Genomic DNA, 17,712 nt, shown 5'->3' on the forward strand with positions numbered 1-17,712 from the left:
CCCCCGGGTAAACCGCTGTCGTGGGCGACAGCTTTTCGCTCGCTGGGGCGGCGAAATTTATCCGGCTCCCCCCGGCCTGCAAAATCCGCGTGGGCGCGGCTGTTTGCAGGTGAGGTGCGGTGCCTGAATTATTTTCGCTCCTTAACCCGCGAAAATATTTCTGTCCGCAGCCTCATTTTTACGGCCCCTGTTTCTTCGCTTCTTAATCCGCGAAAAATAGAAGCCGTAAAAACCTGAAAACCGTCATGCTCTGTGCCCGTCTCGCCAGTATTAACCACGAATGCGGCCATATTTACTGATGATCTGACTGATAGCCGCAGGGTCTGCCAAATCACATTCACTTAAAAATGATTGTCTGGCATCGGCCGTATGGTCAGGAAGAAAGCCGTGTTTATTCTTTATCACGATATTAAAGAATGCACGTTCAGCGGAATGACATTCACTGCCGCCGCCATTTCCGGTTGCTTTACCGTACATACATAACACCACCTCGCAGGCATCAGCAGCCAGTACAGATGTTGAACATGATGCAATAACGCAGAACAATAATACGGAGGATATTGCTTTTTTCATTTCAGTTACCATTATGATTAATTAAAGGTTGCGTTTTTTGGCTAATGTTATTTGTCGGGGTTATTTTCTGAATGTCTCTTTCGTGCTGTTTAAATGAACTGGCTTAAAGTAAATATCACTCATCCGGCGCACATCGCCGTGTATATCAATGCTGACGATGACATCAATGCTTTTAAGTACCTTGCGTAACAACACATCAAAAGGAATGTTCCGGCAGTCGGGGTTTTCATAGCAGCGGTCAATGATCCCTTCAATACATTCTGCCGGACAGCCCGCATGCAGGGAGGTGATTAACCCCTCATGCCCGGAGCCGACAATTTTCAGCGCGTCCCACGCTTCCCGCCCACGAATTTCCGCCAGTAATATCCGGTCAGGGTTCATACGATAATTAGCACGGATCAGCCTGCCGGGCGTGACAATAGCATTATCCCCGGCATCCGCCGGGTAAAAAAGATGAACATAATTGCTGTGGTGATAAAAACGGATTTCGGGATTATCCTCAATCGTTACCAGACGGAGATGCAGCGGAATATAATGCAGCAGCGTTTTCATATAGGTGGTTTTGCCGGAGCCGGTTTCACCCACAATAAAAATCGTTTTGCCGTATTCCACCGCCTTTTCCATAAAGTGGGGAATATCCCCGCTGTGATATAACCGGATTAGTGCATTATCCTGACTTTCCGTTTTTTCCTGACCGGCCACGCGCTGATAAAATCCCGCATCAATCCATGACTGATGTGTTTTCTGCTCAAACGAGGGTTTGCGCAGCGTAATGGACACCGTATTACGTTCACAGGCCGGAGGAATAATCGCCTGAATACGTTCGCCAGATCCTAATGTTGCAGAAAGGATGGGTGATGTATCGTCAATATTATCGTCATGCCAGGACGCCAGCGCTCTGGCAAAAGCATGGCACTGACGCAACGTGATGGGGGATGCCTGTTTTTGCCATTTTCCCCGAATTTTTGTATGCAGCTCACCCGGCCGGTTAACAGCAATTTCTGTCAGGCCATCCTGAGCAAGAAAGTCGCCAAACAGCCGGTTTTTCATAAAATCCAGTGACAGGTTTTCAGCGTTCATACCATTTCTTTTTCAGCCGTAGTTGATAAACAGAGGAAAAATCAATATCCGTACCGGTCATGATGCCGATCACATCGCCCTGGTTCAGGTACATCGTGGGCGGGATATTGATGCTGTTTTCCAGCGTCGTTTTCGCCATTTCCGCCGTGGCGGCGCGGGTGTTTTCGGTATAGTCGGTATTGCGGTCTTTACCCGGCGCGGCATCTGATGCCGCTGCCGCCACGTCCTGCACGGTACTGAGCATCAGGGCGTTGCCGAAACGCGCCCAGAAATGGCTGTCGATCCAGCCCGCGATCCCTGCCTCGCCGAGCGGGCCGGTGGCCTGCGTATCGGTGAGCGGGATTTGCAGGCTGCCGGGCTCCGGCGTGCGCAGCTCCGTCCACAGCACAAACATCCGGCTGCGCCCGTGTTGCAGTGCGCCGGTGCGGTAGACGCCACGGGCGACTGTTCCGGCCGGGATCAGCTTCACATGGTTGCTGGCGCTCCAGACATCCTCCCCAATCAGGCAGGAGATATGACCGCCAACATCGGATACGAAGCGCCGCATCATCGAACACGGAATATAACGATCCACCGGGATATAGAGATCGGGATCGAGGCCCAGCCGCCTGACACCAGTGACACTGGCAACGCCCGGATTGTCGTTGTTATTGCTGCCTGCCGGTGCTGTCGTATCCGGGCAGCGCAGACGTCCATCTTCGCCACTGACCAGTACAGACTGACAGGATGTGTACGCCGTGGAGGCTGACGGGCTGCCCGACGTTCCCGCGTTGTTGCGCGATCCGCTTCGGGACGTGCGTGTATCGTCGCCTGACCCTGTACTGTCGCTGTTCAGCCCGTCTGCCAGTGCTGCCGCCTTGTTCAGGGCGGGCGGCCCGGGCGGCAGAGCTGGAGTGGCCGGGGCGCTCTGACTGGCAGGGTCTGTGCTTTCCTGCCTCCCAGGCCCGAACAGGCCAAACGGGTTACTGTCCAGACCCAGATTCTTACGCTCATGCTGCACCGTACCGGAGGAGGGCGGCGCGGTGCCAGATTCTTTCTCATCACCCGTTTTCAGGGCGCTGAGAAGACGATCGCCACCGGATGCCAGCGCGATGACCAGGACCAGACTCAGCAGGCTGACGATCAGCATGCGGCGACCTGAAGCTTTACGGAAACGGGTCACTTCCGGCTGACCGGGCGGCGTTTTCTGCTCCGGCTCCTGATATGCCATTGCCGCGTGGGCGCGTTCACGGGCTTCCGCTTCCCGTTCTGCGGTGGTTTTTTCCGGTTCGTCCGGGAAAGATTTGTCGGTCATTTTGCCTCCAGCGTAACGGACGGCGAAACGGTGTCACTGTTGGTCAGCGGGATACGCCCGGATCCGTCGTTTTCGATCCCCACCACCGAGGTGCCGTAACGCAGAACCAGTTGCGGCGATGCCGGAACCGCCATCACGGTGTAGTTGCCCTGTTTAATGGTTCGGGGCGTGACCGCCTGCTCCAGGCCGTTCACCACCCGGAAAACGGATGGCAGGGTTTTCGCAGGAGAAAAACCGATATACGCAAAACGACCGTCATCCCAGGTAAAGTCCGGGGCGATGGAGGCTGAGCCAGCTGCCACCCGTTTTGTATAGCGCCAGTTGCGCGGCGTGGTGGCCTGCCCGAATGCCGCCGCTATCCGCTGCCGGTCCAGTGCTTCCTGCTGATGTTGCTGACGGGCGGCGCTGGCGGCGGCAGACTTTTTTCGCAGTTCGTCGGGATAGCGGTAGCGGATAACAAAGGCCTGGGCGGGCGAGTCTTTATCCAGCACGTTCAGTTCCAGGCTGTAATCGCGCTTCGAGGTCACCACGAACAGATTGGTTTTCCAGTCTTTTGCCGTCGGCAGAAACACCTGGCTGACGTTGTTGCCGCTGGCGTCCGTGACCGGCTGGGTAATCGGGTTCGGGCTGACGCCCACCCGGTTGTCGCTTTTCGTCACGGTCCAGCCTTTGGGGAAACCCGCCTGCGCATCGATAACGGTTTCACCGTCATCAAACACCAGCATGGTGACGTAGCCGGGGCGGGTACTGACGACCGTGGCGTTCTGGCTGTTGTACGTGACGTTCTGCATCCGGCTGTCATACGCGCTGCCGCGCGGTGTCGCTGCGCCCCATGCCAGGCATGACACCATTAAGCCAGAGAGGAGCAGGGGATGTTTCAGCATCATTCCCCCCCCAGCTCTTTATCGCGCTGGTAGCTGGTGACGATAAAGCCCAGCGGGTTCACTTCGCGCTGGCTGTCGGTCAGTTGCCGGTGCGGGACGTAGCGGTAAGTGAGGCGGATATTCCACACATCCGTTTTCACGGAATTATCAGCAACACGACGGATTGTGCGCTTAATACGCAGTGTTGCCAGATTATCCGGCCCGGTGGCAGGCGCATGCACATTGGAAATAATGGCGATATAAACGACATATTCCGCCTTATTAAAAATCACGTCCGGTGCCTGGTCGCCGTTAAACCCGTCCAGATAGTCCCGGTTCACGCTGTCGCTGTTAAATAACTGCACGTCGTCATAATCACGCTGGAGGGAGAAATAATTATATCCCTCGCGAAGTCTGACATAGTGTGCTGCCAGTGAATGTGCCAGCGCTTTTTCAGCAGCAATATCCCGCTCCTTCACGCGGGTCATATATTCATAGCGCCCGGTCTGTTTATCCACTGACCATAATTCAGTGTCGGAGGTTTTCAGCGGCAGCAGAATAATAATGGCCGCAATCGCCATTGCGGCCAGAACCAGTCCGGCAGCGGCCACCCGCCAGGCGGTTTTTCGGGAACGTTCTTCCTTTTCCAGCAGTATGGATTCAAAAGAGCGGGAAACATTAACAATGTTCTGAATATCAGACATGGTGAGTCAGCTCCTGAATGATGGCGGGGGAATTCACTGGCTCGGGTTCGCCGGATACCGGTGGGAGGTCGCCCTGATGCCGTGCGCAGCCCGTGAGCGCGCACAGCATCAGAAGGATGATGCTGAATTTCATGGAAGCCCCTTATCGTATGGATGCAGGAATGCCGCACCGGTGGCGCAGGCCACGGCGTGACGGGGAAAGGAAATTAAGGATCGGGAGGATTAACGGTGACGCTGCCGGTTCAGGCGTTTCATGCTTTCGATGGCTGCGGCGCGTTTCTGCCAGGCGCTCACGGTTTTACCCGCGCCTGCGCCGGTGAGTCTGCCGGTCGCCGCTGCGACGGCCATGCCGCCTTTCGCAGTCAGGCGGGCACCGCCCTTTACCCCCGCTCCGGCGAGGTCGGCGGATTTGTTCGCCAGTCCGCTCAGGCCACTCATGGCTGCCCCCTGCAGCACCGCCTGTACGGCGGCCCCGCTGAGTGCGCTGGCGAGCTTCGCGGAGAACCAGACCATCACACCTGCCGCTATCCCGGCCAGCAGGCACTGCGCCGCCAGCGTGACCATATTGGTTTCAGCGGATGTTTTTGTTGCAGCATCCAGTATCTTATTCAGGTAATTAATGGCGATACGGATGGATAAGGCGGAAAACATGATCGTTAATATTGCCGCAAAAATCGTTTTCAGCCAGTTATCAAACATCGGTTTAAGAAAACCGTACAGCAGGCAGAAAATAAAGAGCGGCGCGGTGGTGGTCATTAACAGGATGGTGATTTCGGCGAGCAGGTTGACAAAGGTGGCTGCCATCAGCAGGACAATAGAGCCGCCCCATACCAGCACTTCGGCAAGGCCGCCATTCAGTTTGACGTAAGTTGATGTGTCCATATTAAATAACTTTTGCCCCAGCGCCTGTGCCTTTCCCCAGACAGTATCGAGCAGCGCCCAGATATTATCATCGCCGCTGACACCGTCTTTGAGTCCCTGGATAGCCGCTACCGCCATATCAAGCCAGCCATCCCGGTTTAACACAAAGGTGGTGATCAGCAACATTCGCCCCACATCCCAGACGACATCTTCAACCGGGGTCCGGAGTTTGCCAGCCAGTGTCTGATAACCGCGATACAGTATAAATAAGGTAAAAGAGCTGACAATGATGACGCTGATCATCGTGCCGTAAGTGGAAGACTGACCTTCCAGTACAGCATTCAGTCCATCCATGATGTTTTTGTCCATACCAACAAAAATACCACCGGACATGGTGCCTCACCTGATATTTAAAGAAAGGAAATAAAAAAACAGGGAGAATTCCCTGTTTTGTTGGAGGAAATATTATTACTATGTCACTGCATTTCGTTTTGCAGCTTCCTGCTGAAATATCGCCTCGAATTTTTCCTTAACCCCGGGCTGGCCTTCCTGTGCAAACATAAGTGCTGCCCGGTGGGCAAATTCGCAGTTATCGCTTGCCTCGCCATCCTTCAGGCATTGCGTATAAACCGCATAAGTTTCGTCAGGATGTTGCTTATACCAGGCTTCGGATTTGGTTTCCTTGCAGCCGGACAGTAATATCACGCCTGAGAGTGTGCATAAGGTGAATAAGGATCTGAGCACGGATAACCTCCTTATAAATTATTAAGGTCAGCAACAGGTGCCGTTAGCTGCTGCTGTTCAAAGGCTTTCTGTCTTTGCTGTTCCAGCAATGTCGTTCGCTGTTCAGCCTGCCTGACAGACATCTCCCACTGATTCGTCAGCGCATTTAACTGTACGCTTTTCGCCGCGATGGCGTTAGCCAGATCCTGAGACTCTTTCGAGTCCTGCGCATTCGATATACGGTCAGATAAGTCTGATATATCGCTGAGTGTGCTGTTAATCCTGTTTTCAACGTCAGTGGTATTCTCAATCGCCATTGCTTGATTGAGGATTATCTGTTTGCAACTGTCGGCCAGGGCCTGATATTTTATTCCTTCCTGTTCCTCGCTGCATACGCTGAACGATTTGTATTTACTGTAAAGGTGTTGCAGTTCATAAGAATATGAACTGTTCTGCGTGGTCAGCAGATCATCCAGTGAAATACCGTTCTTACGGAGATTATCAATATCGGTTTTCAGGCTTCGGGCATCACTGAGAAAACCCTGAATATCCCGCACGCCGGTTGCGGTAGCCAGTTGTTTCTTATACGCATTAAGTTCGCTTTTATAATGGGTAACCGTACCCTCCCATTGCTGTAGTTTCTGCATCCACTGGTTAATGGATTCGGTATTCTGCACGGCGTCGAAAACCGGTATTCCGGCGCTGAACGCCTGCGCCGAGAAAAATAACAATAATGCCAGACGGTGATTCCTGGAACGCATTGATAGTACCTCAGGTTGGCTTTCAGATTGCCCGGTCAAAAAAAGTATCTTTCCATTCATCAGGTCGCATACCATCCTGATAAATGGCATCGAATATTTTCAGGTTGTCCTCACTGCCGCTGAGAAGCCGGGTGAATTTACCCATCCCGGACAGATCCATTTTCGCCATCGCCACAAACGGGCGGGTTTCCCCGGCCCGCAGCGGTGTTTTCAGGATGACCATATAATGCTCGCCCGGATCCAGGTTCCTGACCGTGTCATAAACACTTTCCGGCACTTTCATTTTCTCCACGTAATCCGCATGGCTGGCTTTCGGGTTGGCGAGGAAAATCTGGGTACCGCACTGCTCAATAATCGCCGGGGCGATGGGGTGTCTGACGATTTCATCCGGTGACTGTGTTGCCGGAACGAAGATACCGTTCAGCTTTCGGATGACTTTCAGCATATTGAGGGAGAAGCGGGAAAATTCGACATCGGCCAGCCAGCGCCAGAACTCATCCATAAACATCACCAGGCGGCGACCATCCAGAAGACTGGTCACACGGTACAGAAGGTAAAAGGTCACGGGGCCGCGAATATCGTCATCATCCAGAAATTCGGTGCCGTCGATACCAAAGTTATCGACATCGCTGATGGTGAAAGTATCGGCCTCGTTATCAAACACCCAGCCGAACTCGCCCCTCTGCGCCCACTGTTTCAGGCGAATACGCAGCCCGTTGGTGCGGGCGTCTGTGGTCGGCGGCTCCGGCAGCACTTCCAGCAGCCGGGTGATCCCGTACCGGCGGTACTCCGGCGGATAGTCCAGCATGATGGTGTCCACGGCGGCACTGATCCGCTCCTCATCGCGCGGATCGAGCGGCTTACCGTTGCGGCGGCACAGCATGCGCACCAGCCGTTTGATGAAACTGATGTTCCGGCGGGTTGGCTCCAGCGCAAACGGGTTGAAGCCGGTGGGCTCGCCGGTATGGATGCGGAAATAACGCCCGCCCGCCTGGCGGATCGCCATCTCCGCCGCCCGGTCCTTATCGAAATACACCGTGGTCAGCCGTTTGATGGTGGCAGAAGGCGCAAACGACGCCGGGTTACGGTACTTCTGCATCAGTTGTTGCATAATGGTCATCAGCAGGGTTTTGCCGGATCCGGTTTTCCCGATAATCGCCGTATTCCCCGGCGTTTTCTCACCGGTGTCATCCCGCCCGGCCTGGCTGTCGTGCAGGTTCAGGTAATACCCGCCACCGCCGGGAGATGTGAGGATGGCGATGGCTTCCCCCCACGGATTACCGCTGCGTTTGTGGGGATGGAAGTTATGCAGGCAGGCTATATCGGCAAAATTCTGGCTGCTGACGGCCACCAGTCGGGGTCGCAGCGTATACACGCCCGGCAGTTGCGCCAGATACGCGGCGGGCAGTGACAGGGTGGAGAGCGTTGTCATAATACCAAGATCGGCGAAGGGCTGGGCCAGAACGTTAGTGTCCTTCACCACCTGTCCGGCACTGTCTGAGGAGATCAGCAGGGAAAAGTGGAATTTACCGCACGACACATGTCCGGACTGGAGCAGGTCGCGCAGGACAATCAGCTCTTCGCGCTGGGAAGTCGCGTCGTCGTCCGTGGAGTTAAGCCGTTTTTCCGCCAGACGGATATGATTCTGCGCCTCATCCCGTGCCATGCAGGTAAAGGACTGCGTCAGAACATACTCGCTTTCGGCGTACAGCAGCGCATCCAGCATACCGGTATGGGTTTCCGGGGAATAATCCTTAATCTCCAGGCTGCGGAAGAAACGGGAACCGCTGACCGTCTGGCATTCACCGGTGTCGGTGGTGAAAAAGACGTCTGGCGTACTGAGCGTTTCATAAAATGGTGAGCGCGTTACGGCCACCTTCTGCCACTGACCGGTAAGCAGACGATGGAAGAACGCCAGTTGTGAGGAATACACCCGCCCGTTTTCTTCATATATCCCCAGCGGCGTTGCCATATAGCGGGATAATGAAGATTCCAGTGCTTCGCGGTATTCCAGCATGATTTTGAGCGCGTCATCCAGTGCTGCCTGGCGTTTACTGTGCGACTGCGCTTTCATGGTTTTCTTCTCAATCTGAGAGAACGGCGCGTAGCAGACGGTGAAAAACAGCCGGTGCCGCCATAACGGTTTGTCTTTTACCGGCTGGTAATACCGACGTGTTACCTCATCGGAAAAGGGAATACCCGAACAGGCTTCAAAAACATCATGGTATTTTTCACGGAGCCGGTGAATATAGAATGTTACCGGCAGACCCTCATACGAACGAATAACGTTATTCAGGTGCGTGGCCATCAGGGTCAGGTGATGTTCGTCTTCACATTCAAAGACTGTGCCGTCCAGCTCCCAGGTGGCAACCAAATCACGGTGACGGTTTCTGATGACGTAAGGGTGAATATGGGAGGAGTACGGAATATATTTATCCAGCGTAATACGCTCGTTTAATTTCATTTTCTGAATAAACTCCGAGACATCAACGTTATCGTACTGGTTTGCCAGCAGGGCATTCGCGCCAAAATGGGTATTGGTGAAAAGCCGCCCACGGGTTTTAAACGCCAGCCAGAGCAGACTGAAATAATGAATGTCCTTTCGGGTTTTATTTTTCATTTCCGCCCATGCAGGAATGAGCATAATCGCCAGGTAATAGCTGACATAGACTGCCAGCAGGACGATGGCCCCGCTGACGAGAACGAACGGCACCAGAGGAATACCCATAATGGCGGCAGGCCGCGTGAGTGCTTTATTCAGCGTAGCCATCGTTGCCTCCCTTATGACGCCCAGTAGGCACCGAAGCCGGACGCGCCGACGATCAGGATCGCGCCGATGATGATGTTACGCATGTCATGCAGGCTCTTGCCGTCGAACAGCACCTTGTAGCCCACCCACATAGTCGCCAGTGTGATGGTGACGGCGGCCAGTCCCAGCAGGCCGGTCGAGGTATTGCTCAGTGTTTCATTGGCCTTGTTAAAACCACTGTTCGCCGCCAGCACCGGGGCAGACAGCAGCACGGAAACAACAGCGGAGTAACGGCGTTTACGCATGATCATTTCTCCTCATCAGGGATAACAGGGATAGCGCCGCGAATGACGGAATCGGGATAATGCAGGGAAGTCAGGATCGGCGCAGTGGCACCGGCAGGCTCGCCGCGCAGCACAACGGCGGGATAACGGGCAGACGGTTGTGTGCTCGGGTCAGGGGCTCGCTGCCGGTCTTCCCGGGTGGACGGGACGACATAGCCAATGCGCTGTACGTAGCTGGTCTGGTTAAAGGCGGATTCCGGTCGCTGACCGGTTTCAAAGTTGCCGGAGTAGTAACAACTGAGCGCTCGTTTCAGAGTGCTACCGCGCCGGTAACAGTCGGCGAGAATGCGCTCAAATACCGACAGATTGATGCAAGGGTTAAGTAAGTCGCTGGCCGTGACGCCGTAATGGCGGAAATTGGTGCTGGTGATTTGCATCAGGCCGACCGAATAGCGTCGGCCTTGCGCCGCCAGCCGTCCGGTGAGGCTCATCGCCTCATCATGGCTTGCGGGAAAATGTGAAATCACACCTTTGCCGCCCGGCACGATTTCAGCAATGGCGTAAGGGTGAAAACCGGATTCGACCCGTGCCACATCAAGTGCCGTGGACGGGTGAACACTGGTGGCGCACTGCGTCGCCAGCGCCAGAAAGGCTGTGGTGGAAAGCATAGTGGCCTCGTAACCGTGGGTCCGGCAGCGTATACAAAAACACGTTACCGGGGAGAAGGACAAAAGCGGGTTAAACGGCTGCGGCATCCTGTGAAATGTCACTCTCTTCTCTCGGTTCAAGCAGTACCAGCCTGCCTGAAACCGCAATACCGGGGATCAGCACGATATTCAGGCCAGGCTTACCGTTATGTGCGAAGGCCACACCAACCCTGGTCCAGTACGTGTTTTTCTCGCCCTGTGCATCGGGCTGACTTTCCTGAGTGATAAAGACGTGATAATTGGGTTTTCTCATGGTATTTCCTTTAATAAAATAGCCGTGAAAGCAATAAAAAGGTCACATCCCGGTTCTGCATTCCGGTTTTAACGGGTCAGCGAGAACATTCAGCGGCACCCTGAATTGTGGTTACGTGACAGCCCGATCCAATTTGTTAAAGAACAATCCCCGGCCTGGACGAATGAACGTCCATCAGGGCAACCATGTTGTTATGGCATTTTCAGAATCAGATATTCAGTGCGGGATATAAACGATAAATTCAAAACAAAAATAAGAGAGATAAACTGGCGAGGATTATCAGATGCGGAAAGAGGGAGAAGGATGCAGAACAGATAATAAAGAAGGCATTCTATTTTAATGGAAACAGAAAGACGTGCAGAGAAATAATATCCCCGAACGTCTTTATCGCTATTATTAGCGTCTGCGATGCTCAAGTTGTTCCTGACATTCTGTACAGGTGGTTATGCCCGGCAGAGTCTGCCGTCGTTTTTCAGGAATAGGTTTACCACATATACGACAGTGAAATAATGATGGTGTTGAACCCGGCTTAAAACGGTTCTGCTCAATCATCTCCTCCAGTCGCTGTTCATTAAATTCCTGATCGCGGTCGATCTCATCCGGCATGGAGAGTCCTCCTGCCAGTAGCGGCTTCCTGTTCGCACAGTGCGATACGTTTCCAGACCGTGGTGAGTGACAGCGCTTCGGCCTCTGGCTGCAGGATTTCCGTCACCTGCATCATGGTGATCAGTGCATCGGGCGATTCAAGGTTTTCTACCCTGCGCTGCTGCCATTGCAACCAGATAGCCACATCTGTCTTTTCATCCGGTTCAGGCGTTCGGCCATACGGCACGCTGACACCCAGCAACCGACGGCGAAGGCAGACTTCATTGGAGGTGAGACCAAAATAGTGGTTCATCAGTGCGATGGAGCCGCCCAGTCGTATGGCCCGGTCAATTAGTTGTCGGCGCTGTTCTTCCTGACCAGAATGGGCCAGCAACTGGTGCAGAACATCGTGGCGTAGCGAGACTGCGATAAAAGGCGCGGCTGCTCGGCTCAGCGTAAAGAGTGCATCTGGCGAGAGCTGGCTGAGGGCATTCATTTCGTCAAATGTGAAACCGAGATCTTCACAGTGACGAATATTGCCTTCATTAAGCGCCTGCAGGGCATTGGTGAGTACGGCGTAATTTAGTGAAGGGATCATAATATGTATTCCGTATATTTTGTTCAACAGGCAAGATAGATGCAGAAATATCTGGGTATATAGCCTGTTGGAGGGTATTTAGTTGAATCAGTTGCTTTAATTCGCCTTCCCTTGACCGCGTTTAGCGCCGGGACAATTTAATATTGATCCATTCGTCAATTTCTGATTCCAGCCAGGCCACACTGGCTGGTCCGATTTTTATTGAACGAGGAAATGTACCCTCTTTCATATACAGATAGATTTGTGAACGTTTCAAGCCGGTTTTTTCTTCAACCTTTTTTAAGCGTAATAACTGATGTGATGTCATGATTGTCTCCTGTAGCAAAACAAACATTGGTATGCCTGGAGATAATAAAAAAGCATAACGGAAGGAGAAGTGGTAGTGGTAAACCCCGTATTACGGGGTTTAATAAACTAAATACGGGATCATATTGTTGACAGATAAACACAATATCAATTTAATAAGGATGAGGACGGAGGGGAGCCACGCTCTAGTGCTGTTTTTAAAGTATCACCGCTTAGACGGTCAGTGATACCATCAGCTGCCGCCCATTCTTCAAAAATTGTCAATAATTTATAGGGTTGTTTTATTAATGGACTGATAACATCATTGTGCCTACAAGCGAGCCAAAATAACCTTGACAAGGGTGTGGATATTCTAGTTGAAGAGGGGAGGGATTTCTCTGTAACCTGGGTGCTAATTAGTTTCTCAATCTCTGAGTAACGAATAACAAAGCAGGAATCCTGAGGCAAATTATAGAGGGGGAAATATTCTTGCTTTGTATTTTGATTTATCGTTCCCTCTGAAGAAATTCTCTCCATAATATCAAACGCCAGATCTGTTGGTAGGTTTTTTATTTGATGTTCAATTCTACACTTCCAGGTTGTTTTTTCAAACAGCTGAAAAACTTCATTGGACATAGTAACAGTGATGCCATAATTTACCGTGTTTTTCCCAATAATTGGTAATGGTATATTCAATGAGCATGCGAGAAATTGCTTTATTAAAATACATTCAAACCCAATAAGTGATGTATCAATAATATTTTGTGTGGAGTGGACGTATCTGCCCTCAGTACTGAAAATTGAGTCCCATCCATTAATAAAGCTATTTTTTTCTAGCAGACATAAACGATGAATCAATGTCCCTCTAGCTGGATGCATTTTTACTTTTTGAAATGCATATTTTATTTTTCTCAGAATAATTGGAGATTGAAAGTATATGGCGAGATTAATTTTATTATATAATGCATAACGGTAAATATCACTCTCTTTGATTCTTTCGTTGCTCTCTGTATTAATTATGTTAACGGCTTCTTGTATGGTTACCCAGTCAGGTTTCGGAAGCGAACCGTTTATGATCTCGCTGCTTTTCAACATGAAAAACTCCTTTTACATATTTTTCTATGCAAAACTTAAATTACGATTCACTGTTTCATTATTCATGAATATTATCGATAATGTACAAATGAACCCTATTTTATAAAGTAAAGAGTTTAAAAATAAAATTGTTAAACTAGTTTTTAGTTCGCTATGAAATTTTCTCTCGTAACTATGGATGAGGAGACAATTTCCTGAGAGCATAATGAAGGATGAACTGAATAATATTAAGACTAACGAAGATAAAACTCTATGAATAAAATATCGAGCCGAAATAATAAAGAGTAGTAGTACAAGATCTTTATGGCGAAAATTTTCATATTTTCGTTTGTAGGATCCCTGTTGAGAGAATTCAATAGTAATCCAATCTTTTATGTTGCAAGGGTTATGTTTGAGGCAGTTGCTTGAGCGCTGCTTTGGCTCATAGATGCTTCCTGGTGCTGGTAGAGAAATTGCCTCCCAGTGCTCCATTAGTTCTGAAAACCTTACTACTCCGATCATGCTAACGTCTCCTGACTAAAACGAACGGTACGGTTCGATTTGATCAGGATAGACAAAATTTCTGTCAAGAGGCAAGTTAGGGCGCTAACTAAATTTAGTCGCCTGGAGTTATAGAGAAGAACGATTCGGAAAATGTAATCCACTTGATGGTAGTGTTCCATATAATAATATGGAACAAATTGATAATATTATAAACTCCTGAGCATCTTCTAATTTCTTTAAAACTGGAGATTATAATTATCCTTTACGAAAGGCTAATAAAAAGGCATTGACCGCATCCTTTGCCCATTGATCACGCTGTGCAGCAGAAGTGGAAGATTTTGGATGCATTAAGCACTGTATTTGAGGCTCACCGCGTACCATATTCACGAATAAGGAAGCAACTGCATTTCGCCCAATACCACCTAACGAGATTTCTCCTTTAGATTCAGCTTGTTGTAGTATTTCTTCAACAATGTTATTTATCTTTTCTGGACCTGCTAAATAGAAACGTCTACCTAATTCAGGAAAACGCGGTGTTTCAGAAGCTACAACACGGTAGAGAGCGAGGCCATTTTCCGAAAGCACAATATCCAGATACGTTCGGGCTATTTTAAATAATTTATCATAAATATCTTTTCCCGAAATTTTAATTTTATGTACTTTTTGAAGAAAACGCTCACATTCTATTTCAATCACTGCTGTAAATAATGCTTCTTTATTTGGATAATATGCATATACGGTTGATTTTGAGACTCCAGCAGCCTGTTGGATCATATCTGTTGATGCTGCTGCATAGCCTCTTTCCAGAAAAATAGCTTTTGCTCCTTCAAGCACGCGTTGTGCTTTTTCAGGTAAGTTACTAACTATATCATTAGAAAGTATTTTATTTTTTCTTCTAGTGTCAATTGAGGTCTTTGTTGATACCGACATCTGCACTTCCTTATCCGGAATAAAGCTTGATCTTACCATAAGATGAAACTCGAAATCATATCGTTCAGGCCTGAGTGCTACTCACGTATTTTTGCGACGTAGTTGAGTGAAATTTGGTCTTGACTGTACCGAACCGATCGGTTTACTTTGTTCGCCGTAAACTAGAATAAACAGGGCGATCAAGAATGAGGTGTGTGTCAGGTTACAGATTTGCACATGGGACGAAGTCAGTAAGGTACCGTCCGCATTATCTGAAAGGATGTGTTATCTCCGTGCTCAGTCTTGCTTTGGGGTCATGTGCTGCGATCCCCGATCTGGGAACTGCTCCTCAGCCGGAGCAGGCTGCGGCGCTGATTTCACAACGCAGTTTTTCCGCTCCGCATGCTGACTGGCCGCAGGAAAAATGGTGGATGGCCTTCGGCGATACGCAGCTTAACCAGCTGATGAGTGAAGCCACCGCGCATTCACCTTCTCTGGCACAGGCAGAAGCCCGGGTGCGTGAAGCCACGGCCAGAACCGGTGTCGCCCGTTCCCGGTTATACCCGTCAATGGACGCCAGCGCGTCCATTGATAAAGAGAAGCTCAGCTACAACTACATCTACCCTAAAACAGCCGTGCCGCACGGATGGAATGATATGGGGCAGGCCAGCCTCAACTTTAGCTGGGAACTGGATTTCTGGGGTAAAAACCGGGATGCGCTGCGTGCCGCGACATCCGAAGCCAGCGCTGCTGAGGCAGATGCCGCCGCCGCGAAACTGATGCTGACGACGATGCTCGCGGACGCTTATATCCGTCTGCAGTACCAGTATGACAGTCGTGACATTGCGGCCCGACAACTGCGTAACCGGACGGATACCGTCAGGCTGGTGCAGTTACGCCATGCTCAGGGACTTGATTCCAGAGTCTCCGTGGAAGAAAGCGGTGCCCGGCTGGATGTCGCCAGAGCGGCGCTGGCTGAAGCCGATGAGCAAATCAAATTAACCCAAAACGGCATCGCGGCTTTACTGGGCCGGGGGCCGGACAGAGGGCTGGATATCCTCAGACCCCGGTTGCAGATGCGCCGCCCTGTCGGGTTACCTGATGCGCTGAACGCAAACCTGCTCGGACGCAATCCGGAAGTGGTGGCCGCACGGTGGCGGGTTGAAGCCGCCGCCAGCAATATCGGTGTTGCCAGAGCGCAGTTTTACCCGAACGTGAACCTGATGGCCTTCGTCGGATACCAGTCACTGGGGCTGAATAACCTGTTCAGCTCGGGCTCTGATATCGGGAGCGTCGGACCTGCCATCAGCTTACCCCTTTTTGAAGGCGGGCGTTTACGCGCCAACTATAAAGGTGCGAGAGCGGAATATGAATATGCGGTGGCGTCGTATAACGAGGCGCTGACACAGGCATTACGTGAAACTGCTGATGTTACACGGAGCCTTGCTGCTCTGGTGGGCAGGTCAGAAGCAACCGCATCTGCTTTGTCCCACAGCGAGGAAGCTTATCATCTGGCAAAAGCCCGGTATCAGGGGGGGCTGGCCGATTATCAGGAAGTTCTCATTTCTGAAGATGCGTTACTCCAGGCTGAGCTGGCGAATACAGCCATGCATTCCCGGGGTTATGTCTTGGATGTGTCACTCGTCAAGGCCCTTGGGGGCGGATTTGAATCCAGTTCAACATTTGATGCGCAGGTGAAACCGTAATGACTGAAGATAAAGATAAAAACGGCCCACAGGATATGGACAGGGCTCTGGATAACACGAATGCAAAACCGGATAGCGGTGATAAAAAAAAGCATCGCCGTAAATTATTCGCTTTGTTTGGTGGCGTCCTGATTCTTATCGCCATCGGTTATGCCATCTGGCTGATTTTCTTTGCCGGTAAATCCGTCTCAACGGATAACGCCTATACCGCTGCCGAAGTCGCAGACGTCACGCCGCTTGTCGGCGGACCGGTGAAGAAAGTAAATGTGGTCAACACGCAGCTTGTGCATGCCGGTGATGTACTGGTCGTGCTTGATGAGACGGACGCCAGAATTGCGGTGTCACAGGCTGAAGCTGAGCTTGGCAGCGCCCGGCGGAAGGTGATGCAGATTATGGCCAATGACACCGCTCTGAGCGGACAGCTTGATTCGCGTGAAGCAGGTATTCAGAGCGCCGAACATGATGTGGCGAGGGCACGAGCCCGGTTTGATAAGGCCACCCTTGATGAGCGACGTCGCCGGAATCTGGTGAAAGCCGGGGCCGTATCTGAGCAGGATTTTACGGATGCGCAGACAGAATTACGGGAGGCAACGGCCGCGCTGGGAGAAGCGGAAGCCAGTCTGAAAGCTGCTCGCGCTGGCAGTGTCGAAGCAAAAGGATCCCGGCAGGCGAACGAGGCCCTGTTTCTGAACAGTACCGTTGAAACTAACCCCATTGTGGTGGCGGCCAGAACCCGTCTCGATCAGGCCCGTATAAACCTGGCGCGTATGGTTATCCGGGCCCCGGTGGATGGAGTGGTAACACAGCGCTCAGTGGATATCGGGCAGCATGTTCAGGCTGGAAACCGGCTGATGCGGGTTGTGCCCATCGAGGATATTTATGTTGATGCGAATTTCAAGGAAGGTCAGCTCAGCGACGTCAGACCGGGCCAGAAGGTAGAGCTGACTTCAGACCTGTACGGCAGCGGTGTTGTTTATCACGGTGTGGTTCAGGGATTTGACGGAGGCTCCGGTTCCGCGCTTTCACTGATACCGGCGCAGAATGCCACGGGTAACTGGATTAAGGTCGTGCAGCGACTGCCGGTGCGTGTTCGTCTGGAGCGGGAAGAACTGCGTAAAAATCCTCTGCGCATCGGGCTGTCCATGGAAGTGACGGTGGACCTGACATCGAATGCCAGAGATGACCACACGGAGAAATAA

General features: G+C 51.4%; 20 protein-coding genes. 2 read left to right on the top strand and 18 right to left on the bottom strand.

Going from position 1 to position 17,712, the window contains the following annotated elements; genetic code table 11:
* Window positions 1-270: 270 nt before the first annotated feature.
* From HV243_RS09720 to HV243_RS09805, 18 genes are all read right to left on the bottom strand, one after another.
* Window positions 271-573, bottom strand: a complete 303-nt coding sequence (locus tag HV243_RS09720) for a TrbM/KikA/MpfK family conjugal transfer protein (RefSeq protein ID WP_003036360.1) — start codon at window positions 571-573, stop codon at window positions 271-273.
* A gap of 60 nt (window positions 574-633) precedes the next feature.
* Window positions 634-1,653 (bottom strand): P-type DNA transfer ATPase VirB11, encoded by a 1,020-nt coding sequence (gene virB11 / locus HV243_RS09725; protein ID WP_003036362.1) that lies wholly within the window; start codon window positions 1,651-1,653, stop codon window positions 634-636.
* On the bottom strand, window positions 1,643-2,947 hold the full coding sequence (virB10, locus tag HV243_RS09730) for a VirB10/TraB/TrbI family type IV secretion system protein (RefSeq protein ID WP_003036367.1): 1,305 nt from the start codon (window positions 2,945-2,947) through the stop codon (window positions 1,643-1,645). Before virB10 ends, virB11 begins: the two co-directional genes overlap by 11 nt.
* The gene (gene virB9, locus HV243_RS09735; protein WP_003036368.1) at window positions 2,944-3,834 is read right to left on the bottom strand and encodes a P-type conjugative transfer protein VirB9; all 891 of its coding nucleotides are present in this window, start codon (window positions 3,832-3,834) and stop codon (window positions 2,944-2,946) included. The genes virB10 and virB9 overlap by 4 nt, the downstream gene beginning before the upstream one ends.
* Entirely contained in the window at window positions 3,831-4,514 is a 684-nt protein-coding gene (locus HV243_RS09740; RefSeq protein WP_003036371.1) for a type IV secretion system protein, read from the bottom strand. Before HV243_RS09740 ends, virB9 begins: the two co-directional genes overlap by 4 nt.
* Entirely contained in the window at window positions 4,507-4,647 is a 141-nt protein-coding gene (locus tag HV243_RS09745; protein ID WP_020078407.1) for a hypothetical protein, read from the bottom strand. Before HV243_RS09745 ends, HV243_RS09740 begins: the two co-directional genes overlap by 8 nt.
* A gap of 89 nt (window positions 4,648-4,736) precedes the next feature.
* Complete coding sequence (locus HV243_RS09750) at window positions 4,737-5,768, bottom strand: type IV secretion system protein (RefSeq protein ID WP_003036377.1); 1,032 nt, start codon at window positions 5,766-5,768, stop codon at window positions 4,737-4,739.
* Window positions 5,769-5,846: 78 nt separating this feature from the next.
* Window positions 5,847-6,119 (bottom strand): EexN family lipoprotein, encoded by a 273-nt coding sequence (locus tag HV243_RS09755; RefSeq protein WP_003036380.1) that lies wholly within the window; start codon window positions 6,117-6,119, stop codon window positions 5,847-5,849.
* 11 nt (window positions 6,120-6,130) lie between these two features.
* Window positions 6,131-6,859, bottom strand: a complete 729-nt coding sequence (locus HV243_RS09760; protein WP_003036383.1) for a type IV secretion system protein — start codon at window positions 6,857-6,859, stop codon at window positions 6,131-6,133.
* A gap of 22 nt (window positions 6,860-6,881) precedes the next feature.
* Complete coding sequence (locus tag HV243_RS09765; RefSeq protein WP_003036386.1) at window positions 6,882-9,629, bottom strand: VirB3 family type IV secretion system protein; 2,748 nt, start codon at window positions 9,627-9,629, stop codon at window positions 6,882-6,884.
* Window positions 9,630-9,640: 11 nt separating this feature from the next.
* On the bottom strand, window positions 9,641-9,919 hold the full coding sequence (locus HV243_RS09770; protein WP_003036389.1) for a TrbC/VirB2 family protein: 279 nt from the start codon (window positions 9,917-9,919) through the stop codon (window positions 9,641-9,643).
* Complete coding sequence (locus tag HV243_RS09775; RefSeq protein ID WP_003036391.1) at window positions 9,916-10,560, bottom strand: lytic transglycosylase domain-containing protein; 645 nt, start codon at window positions 10,558-10,560, stop codon at window positions 9,916-9,918. Before HV243_RS09775 ends, HV243_RS09770 begins: the two co-directional genes overlap by 4 nt.
* Window positions 10,561-10,630: 70 nt before the next feature.
* Entirely contained in the window at window positions 10,631-10,852 is a 222-nt protein-coding gene (locus tag HV243_RS09780) for a hypothetical protein (protein ID WP_003036394.1), read from the bottom strand.
* 396 nt (window positions 10,853-11,248) lie between these two features.
* Complete coding sequence (locus tag HV243_RS09785) at window positions 11,249-11,458, bottom strand: TraR/DksA family transcriptional regulator (protein ID WP_003036397.1); 210 nt, start codon at window positions 11,456-11,458, stop codon at window positions 11,249-11,251.
* The gene (locus HV243_RS09790) at window positions 11,448-12,035 is read right to left on the bottom strand and encodes a DUF2857 domain-containing protein (RefSeq protein ID WP_003036399.1); all 588 of its coding nucleotides are present in this window, start codon (window positions 12,033-12,035) and stop codon (window positions 11,448-11,450) included. The genes HV243_RS09785 and HV243_RS09790 overlap by 11 nt, the downstream gene beginning before the upstream one ends.
* A 121-nt stretch (window positions 12,036-12,156) precedes the next feature.
* Entirely contained in the window at window positions 12,157-12,342 is a 186-nt protein-coding gene (locus HV243_RS09795) for an AlpA family transcriptional regulator (RefSeq protein ID WP_003036401.1), read from the bottom strand.
* A 146-nt stretch (window positions 12,343-12,488) separates the two neighbouring features.
* A complete protein-coding gene (locus HV243_RS09800) occupies window positions 12,489-13,415 on the bottom strand; it encodes a hypothetical protein (protein ID WP_003036404.1) in 927 nt (308 codons plus the stop codon).
* A gap of 738 nt (window positions 13,416-14,153) precedes the next feature.
* Window positions 14,154-14,828 (bottom strand): TetR/AcrR family transcriptional regulator, encoded by a 675-nt coding sequence (locus HV243_RS09805; RefSeq protein ID WP_003036407.1) that lies wholly within the window; start codon window positions 14,826-14,828, stop codon window positions 14,154-14,156.
* Between the two features lie 272 nt (window positions 14,829-15,100).
* On the opposite strand from HV243_RS09805, the gene HV243_RS09810 reads away from it, so the two are divergent.
* Complete coding sequence (locus HV243_RS09810; RefSeq protein WP_003036410.1) at window positions 15,101-16,513, top strand: efflux transporter outer membrane subunit; 1,413 nt, start codon at window positions 15,101-15,103, stop codon at window positions 16,511-16,513.
* Complete coding sequence (locus tag HV243_RS09815) at window positions 16,513-17,712, top strand: HlyD family efflux transporter periplasmic adaptor subunit (protein WP_003036413.1); 1,200 nt, start codon at window positions 16,513-16,515, stop codon at window positions 17,710-17,712. The genes HV243_RS09810 and HV243_RS09815 overlap by 1 nt, the downstream gene beginning before the upstream one ends.

The sequence above is a fragment of the Citrobacter sp. RHBSTW-00599 genome (genome assembly GCF_013784065.1).
Taxonomy (GTDB): Bacteria; Pseudomonadota; Gammaproteobacteria; order Enterobacterales; family Enterobacteriaceae; genus Citrobacter; species Citrobacter braakii.